9 protein-coding genes and 1 pseudogene are annotated in these 6,889 nt (G+C 51.6%); all 10 read left to right on the forward strand.

The window, feature by feature from the left end; all coding sequences use genetic code 11:
• Positions 1–6 precede the first annotated feature (6 nt).
• Positions 7–375 (forward strand): hypothetical protein, encoded by a 369-nt coding sequence (locus GQY55_RS29935; protein ID WP_160045575.1) that lies wholly within the window; start codon positions 7–9, stop codon positions 373–375.
• Positions 372–692, forward strand: a complete 321-nt coding sequence (locus tag GQY55_RS29940; protein WP_160045576.1) for a hypothetical protein — start codon at positions 372–374, stop codon at positions 690–692. Before GQY55_RS29935 ends, GQY55_RS29940 begins: the two co-directional genes overlap by 4 nt.
• On the forward strand, positions 692–1,066 hold the full coding sequence (locus GQY55_RS29945) for a minor capsid protein (RefSeq protein ID WP_160045577.1): 375 nt from the start codon (positions 692–694) through the stop codon (positions 1,064–1,066). The genes GQY55_RS29940 and GQY55_RS29945 overlap by 1 nt, the downstream gene beginning before the upstream one ends.
• On the forward strand, positions 1,063–1,452 hold the full coding sequence (locus GQY55_RS29950) for a phage tail terminator protein (RefSeq protein ID WP_201452274.1): 390 nt from the start codon (positions 1,063–1,065) through the stop codon (positions 1,450–1,452). Before GQY55_RS29945 ends, GQY55_RS29950 begins: the two co-directional genes overlap by 4 nt.
• A gap of 9 nt (positions 1,453–1,461) precedes the next feature.
• Positions 1,462–1,944: a phage tail tube protein gene (locus tag GQY55_RS29955; protein ID WP_236575958.1), complete on the forward strand. Its 483-nt coding sequence runs from the start codon at positions 1,462–1,464 to the stop codon at positions 1,942–1,944.
• Between the two features lie 56 nt (positions 1,945–2,000).
• Positions 2,001–2,327 (forward strand): hypothetical protein, encoded by a 327-nt coding sequence (locus tag GQY55_RS29960; protein WP_160045578.1) that lies wholly within the window; start codon positions 2,001–2,003, stop codon positions 2,325–2,327.
• On the forward strand, positions 2,269–2,655 hold the full coding sequence (locus GQY55_RS29965; RefSeq protein WP_236575959.1) for a Gp15 family bacteriophage protein: 387 nt from the start codon (positions 2,269–2,271) through the stop codon (positions 2,653–2,655). The genes GQY55_RS29960 and GQY55_RS29965 overlap by 59 nt, the downstream gene beginning before the upstream one ends.
• Positions 2,656–2,711: 56 nt before the next feature.
• Complete coding sequence (locus GQY55_RS29970; RefSeq protein ID WP_160045579.1) at positions 2,712–5,540, forward strand: phage tail protein; 2,829 nt, start codon at positions 2,712–2,714, stop codon at positions 5,538–5,540.
• A gap of 11 nt (positions 5,541–5,551) precedes the next feature.
• Positions 5,552–5,908, forward strand: a complete 357-nt coding sequence (locus GQY55_RS29975; protein WP_160045580.1) for a DUF6711 family protein — start codon at positions 5,552–5,554, stop codon at positions 5,906–5,908.
• Positions 5,909–5,912: 4 nt separating this feature from the next.
• Positions 5,913–6,889, forward strand: a pseudogene (locus GQY55_RS29980) (hypothetical protein); the annotation flags it as partial.

Genomic DNA, 6,889 nt, shown 5'->3' on the forward strand with positions numbered 1-6,889 from the left:
GACATTATGGCCTACGCAACGGCAGCCGATTACGATCGGTACGGTGACGGCCTAATCCCTGCGGATAAGCTGGAGAAAGCATTGGACCGGGCATCCGATCAGATTGACCGGCTAACATATAACCGCATTGTGGCGTGGGGTTTTGATAACCTCACGCCTTTTCAGCGTACCAATGTGACCAAAGCGACCTGTCAGCAGGCGGATTTTGTATTTAAGTATGGCGATTATCTGACCATGCCCCTGTCCGGATACAGTGCCGGCAGCACCAGCATGACGTTTAAATCGGTACAAGGTCCGGGTGGGGTACAGACCACGGAAGCCGTACTTGATTTACTCATGCCGACAGGGCTGACGAATAGGGGGCTGCGCCGATGAAATTTCCGTTCCCGAGCTGGAACCAGGTCACGCCGGTCAAGGTGTACCAGACGGAGCTGTCAGAGGATGGAGAGCCGATCGAGGATCTGATCCATGATGGCAAATGCTTCTATGATGAGAAATCGCGGCAAGTGCTGAATGCGGAGCGGCAGCTGGTGCAGCTGTCCGGTCTGATCATCATCGAGGGCGACATCAACCCAGGTAAGACGATTGAAGGCTATGTACTGATCGGCGGAGAACGCAAAGTGATATACCGAGCGAAGCGGCCGCGTAACCCGGACGGGTCCGTATTTTCGACTGAACTGGAGCTGAGCTGATGAAGATCACCGCGAAAGTCACACTCAACCAGGCAGCTCTAAAGAATTTAGAACAGATCCAGCAGCAGGCTCTTGAAATGACAGCGGAAGCGGTCAAGTCGGACATCGTCACGTCTGCCGTTGTCCCGAAGCAGACCGGGGAGCTGGAGCGAAGCGGGCACGTCGTTGTGGAACAAGGCAAGGCACGAATCGTATTTGACACGCCGTATGCTCGCCGCCTGTACTGGCATCCGGAATACAATTTCCGGACGGACAAAAACCCGAATGCCCGCGGGAAGTGGATGGAGCCGTATCAGTCCGGGGACAAGAAGGATTTTGCCAAAACAACATTTCTCGCATTCGTAAAGCAGCTGTCCAAGGGGTTGATCAAATGATTACTTTGGCGCAGGTTCGTGACTGGATTAAGACGCAGGTCGCTTGCCCGCAGTGGTATATCGGCAAGATTGATGCGAAAAAGGAACAGTGCATCGTCTTGTATAACACAACAGGTGCCCCAGTTCGTCTGGCTGTGGGCGGCATAGACGCAACGGGTTATCAGGTCAAAGCGGTATCGATCCTTGTACACTGGGGCCGAAATGCTGATGTTGCAGAGATCAAAGCCCAAGAGGTATATGATGCCTTGTTTGGCCAGACCGCGGAGATCGGCGGCAAGCGTATCGTGCAATTTCGGATGGTGACGCCTCAGCCGATCAGCGTCGGAACCGACAGCGAGGGCATTTATGAATATGTCATTGAAACACACATTTATCATGAAAGGTAGGTATGCGATGTGTTGAAACTTAATTTACAGACATTTGCGACTGTAACCAGCGGGGTCTTCCCCGTTTTTAACATCGCCTTTAAGATCGGCACCAAAGGGCGCGCCAGTACTGCACAGGAAATGGCGCTGATCAAGGAAATGGAGACATTTCAGATTGCGATCGACGGCAACGTGGAAGAATGGACGCCGATGGAAACGGAAGGCTGGGTCCGCCGGTTGATGACCGGGAAGGGCTTTTCTATTACCCTGAACGGCAAGCGTCATGTAGGCGATCCCGGGAATGATTACGTGGCCAACACAGCATGGAAGTCCGGGCTGGATTGCTCCAGCAAATGCAGCATCGAGTTTCCGGACGGCAGTAAGTTGGACTTTGATTGCATCGTGAACGTATCAGCTCCAAACGGCGGCGACAGTACGGCCGTGTCCGCACTTGAATGTGAGCTGATGTCGGACGGTAAACCAACATACACTCCAGCTTCAGCTACACCCTAAGCAGCGGTCGCTACGACGGCCGACTACACAATAAACTTCGAAAGGATAGATAATCCATGGCAAAGACAATTGATATTTCAGGTAAGTTGACAAATGAGCGCCCAGTGCTAAAGCTGGGCGAAGGCAAGGAATACGAGATCGACAACCGTAAAAATACGGTGCTGGCGATTCAGTCAAAAATGGATGAAGGCTCTGAGGGAACCGCATACCTTGATGAAGTGCTTGAGTTGGCTTTGGGTAAGGAAGCCGTAAAGGAAATTAATGAATCGGATATTTCCTTCGCTGATTATCAGATCATTTTTGTAGCTGCCCTTGCTGGAGCACTTGGCGAGGATTACGAAACGGTGGAAGCCCGATTTCTCGCAGCCAAAAGCCAAGCCTAACACCTGGTACGACTTGTACGAAGATTGGGCGCTTATTGAGGCATCCATCGCAGCTCAGTATGGTATTCGCCTGCGTGCAGAGCCAGACATGACCTGGGATGAATTTTGCACACTGCTGGCCGGGATCATGCCGGAGACCCCGCTGGGTCAAGTTGTCTCCGTCCGGAGCGAGAATGACCGCGAGAAGCTGAAGCATTTTAGCCCGGAGCAGCACCGGATCCGCAATGAATGGCGCTCCAGGGAGCTCAAGCAGGCCCGTTGGACTGACGAGGAAGCGGCCAAAGCTGTACAGGAATTCCAGAACATCATAAAGCAAGCATTCGGATAAGGCGCCTTTATAAAGGGCGTCTTTTTGTTTTGTCTGGCAAGGGGGGGGGTGAACGAATGTCAGACGAAGTCGGCAAGGTAAGCTTAGGGCTTGAGCTGGTCGGCGGCAACGATCTAAACAAGCAAATCTCCCTCGCGGCCGGCGCGATCGGAGAGCAACTGACCAAGTCCTTAAAGTCCACCTTTGGTGGCTTTAGCTTAAAAGGATTTGCCGGCAACATCTCGCAAACACTGAAAACGACAACGGAAACAGCGATGCAGGGCATTGTCGACGGGATGGAGACTTCCGTTGCAGCCGTAGAAAGCCGACTGCTGAAGGTGATCGGTGTTGCAGACAAAGCGATGAAAGACTCCATCGACCGCAATCGGGCTGCGGCGGAGTCCGCGATCGATGAGATCGGTGGAAAGCTGGGTAGGATCAAGCTGCCGCTGCTTATTCCCAAGTGGAAGTCAGCTCCGTCGGACGTGCCTGATGCTAACGCAGCCGAGCCAGCTGCTCCGAAGAGAAAAGCCAAGGTCAAGGCTCCCGAGATTGATGAAAAGGCAGTACAGGCAGAAATTGAAAGCCTGACCGCGGTACTCGATAACGTGAATGCCAAAATTGAGATCCAGCAACGAAAGCTGGCCGGTCTTAAAGAGGCTTACGAAAATACCTTCAATGATGCTCGTAAAATTAAGCTCCAAGAAAAGATCGTCAATACCGAAGCAGCTTTGCTCCGGCTTACGCAGTCAAGTGACAAGACATCCAAGAAGATATGGGATCTCGAAGACAGCTTAAAAGGGGCCGGGGAGGCCGCTGCGGAAGCTGAAAAGCCCATGAAGTCTTTGGGACAGAAGGTGATTCAGGCGAACAAACCGCTGCAAAGCGCGAAGGGAAACCTGGACCGAGCGGCCAAAGCTGCTGCAGGTGCAGAATCGTCCATGTCTTCCGCCGGCCGCGGTGCTGATCGGATGGGAAACTCCATGACGCGCGCATTCAGCCGCATACTTAAACAGGTTTTCGTCTTTGCTGTGTTGTACAAAGCCATTCATAGTTTTAATGAATACTTGCTTGGCTCGCTCAGTACAAACGCCCAGTTCGCCGCAAGCTTGAACGCGATCCGAACAAACCTGCGGGTAGCCTTTCAGCCGATCTATGAGGCGATATTGCCGGCGATAAATGCGCTGATGTCTTTCCTCGCAAAGGCGACGGCCTACATTGCCGCCTTTATCTCCGCCTTGTTTGGCAAAACGTATCAGCAGTCCTACCAGGCAGCGAAGGGCATCGAGACGGCCAAGAAGGCCATGGAGGGATACGGTAAAAAGGCGAAGAAGGCCGGCAAGGAAGCTAAAGGGGCCTTAGCATCCTTTGATGAGCTGAACACCTTGGACTTTTCGAAGGCCGATACCGGCGTGGATGACGGCAGCGGCGGCGGTGATAAAGGCTTTGAAATGAAGATGCCTGACATGGACATCACCGGCATACAGGCTAAAATGGACAAACTGGCGGCCGACGTAAAGGCTGCGTTTGACTCGGCTTGGAATGGCGTTAAGTCCGGTTGGGATTGGCTGGTGTCTACGTTTGGTCCGAGCTTTCAAACGGCTTGGGGTGAAATATCCCCAGTTTTGGCTCAGTGGAAAGAGCAGTTTAAAATTATGTTCTCCGATATCATGACACTTGGGGAGCCGCTTAAAAACTGGTTTCTGACTGGAGTAGTGCCATTCTGGCAGCAGGGTATCGAGCTTGCCGGTCATGTGCTGGCAGGATTGGGGGATAGCGCCCTTAATGTTGTAAAAACCTTGTGGGACTCTGCATTCCCGATTCTAAGTAAATTTGTAAGCGAAGGACTACCACGTCTAACGGAATTCTGGATGGGAGCCCAGGATATCTTCCGGAAGCTCTTTGATCTGGCAAAACAGATCTTCGATGACATATGGCAAGGCGTAGTCGATCCAGTCATGAAGCTGATCTCCAAGGTCATCCAAGACACTTTGGACATGATCTTTAAATGGTGGGACGACTGGGGCAAAAAGATTATTAACGGTCTTAAAGAAGCTTTGGATGGCATTAAAAAGCTTTGGAGCAACCTATGGGATAACTTCCTGAAGCCTATCACTCAGAGCGCACTCAAATTCCTGACCGATTTATGGGATAAGCATTTAAAAGGTCTTGTGCAGGAAGTCCTTAATTTTGTGGGCAAACTCGCCACTGCTGCATTGGACATCTTTAACAAGTTCGTTTTGCCGATCGTAAACTGGCTGGTGCAAAAGCTGGGTCCAATATTTGCCGAAATCTTTGATGGTATTTTGAGGGTTATCGGGGCCGCACTTGGCGGAATTATCGATGCCGCTAAAGGTATTATTAAGGCACTAGGCGGAATTGTTGACTTCATAGCGGGTGTGTTTACGGGGGACTGGAAACGCGCATGGGAAGGCATAAAGACGTTCATGTCAGGTATCGGCGACGCTATTGTTGGTATATTCAAGGGCGCAGTCAATGCCGTTATCGAAGCAATTAACTGGATGATCCGGCAATTGAGCAAAGTGAATATAGACATTCCGGATTGGGTGCCCGGCGTTGGTGGGAAGAACTTTGGATTTAAAATTCCGGAGATTCCAAAGCTCGCAAAAGGTGGCCTTGCCTATGGGCCAACGCTGGCCATGGTCGGTGATAACAAAGGAGCATCTGCGGATCCGGAAGTCGTATCGCCTCTGTCCAAGCTGCAAGAGATGCTGGGGTCCAGTAATCAGGGAGTCATTGAGGTATTGATGATGATCCTGGAAGCACTCCGGAATCAAGACAACCGGGCAGTGCTGCAGATCGGGGAAACGGAGTTTGGCCGAATGGTCATCAAGACGATTAACAAGGCTCAGCGTCAAGCAGGGCGTACTTTATTAGACGTGTAGGGGGTGTTTGAATGCTAAAGATTAACGGGCAGGAGATCGCCGCCTACCCTTCACAGTTTCAGGTGACGACGATGGATCTGGATGACGGAGAATCCTCGGTCCGGACGGCCGACGGAACGTTGAACCGGGACCGCATCGCTGTCAAAAGGCAGATTGAATTGTCCTGGGGCGTTTTGAACTGGTCCCAAATCTCGGCCATTCTGAAAGCAATGGACGGGGTATTTTTTAGCGTGACATATCCGGATCCTATGGCCGGGACACATCTGACAAAGACATTTTATGTCGGTAATCGTCCGGCACCGTTTGCTGTGCAAAAGGGCAATGAGATTTTGTGGAATGGCCTGAAGGTCACGCTGACGGAGAAGTGATGCTATGTATCCAATATCACCGCTATACGCGGATTATTTGAAGCGGCATGAACGGGAGTTTTTGATCAAGGCGATCATAAACGGCGAGGAATACACCAATGCTGAGATCGTTGAGTTTTCTATTGAGAACAGCCTGACACTCTCGGACGGCTTCGAGATCGGGACAGCGATCCCAAACAAGCTGATCATCAAGCTGCGGTCGAAAAATGAGATTCCAGCCAATGCCCGGATTGTCCCGTACCTGGCAATTTCCACGGAGGGCCTGACATGGGATCAGGCTATTTATCCGTGGCAGGACATGCAAATCCCTTGGACGGGCGGTAGCACGGAATGGCTGCCGCTTGGGGAGTTTTTCGTTGACAGCCGGGAAAAGATCAATGACGTATGGACCTATACCTGCTATGACAAACTGGTTTTTGCGGATGTCGCGTATATCTCGCAGCTCTCATATCCGGCCACGCAAAAGGCCGTATGGGATGAAATTTGCAATCGCTTGGGATTTTCATATGACAGCAGCGTCGTGATCAATCCGTCATACCAAATTCAGGCGGGGCCCGCCGGATATACTTGCCGGCAGGTATTGGCCTACATCGCCGGCGCAAACGGTGCAAGCGTGTTTGTGGGCAAAGACGGCGTCATCCGGTTCAAACGGTTTGTCGCGAATGCCCCTTCTGTATTTGAAATGTCGACGGCCGATTACATTCGGGTCAAGCAGACCAATCCGATTAAGTCTTACAGCCGGATCGTGGTCACGTATAATACCGAGGACGATCTGTCATTCGAAGCGGGATCCGGAGATGAAAATCATACGCTGCAGTTCGAAAATCCGTTTATGACGCAGGCCATGGTTAACAACTTATTGGTTGCGTTGAGCGGATTTTCTTATTTGCCACTCACGATGGACGCCCGCGGCTTCCCGCACTTGGATCAAGGTGACATAATCGGCTTTGCTCAAAATGAGGGCAGCAGCTGGCTGGAGAC

The sequence above is a fragment of the Paenibacillus sp. USDA918EY genome, from assembly GCF_009870825.1.
Lineage (GTDB): Bacteria > Bacillota > Bacilli > Paenibacillales > Paenibacillaceae > Paenibacillus_AQ > Paenibacillus_AQ albilobatus.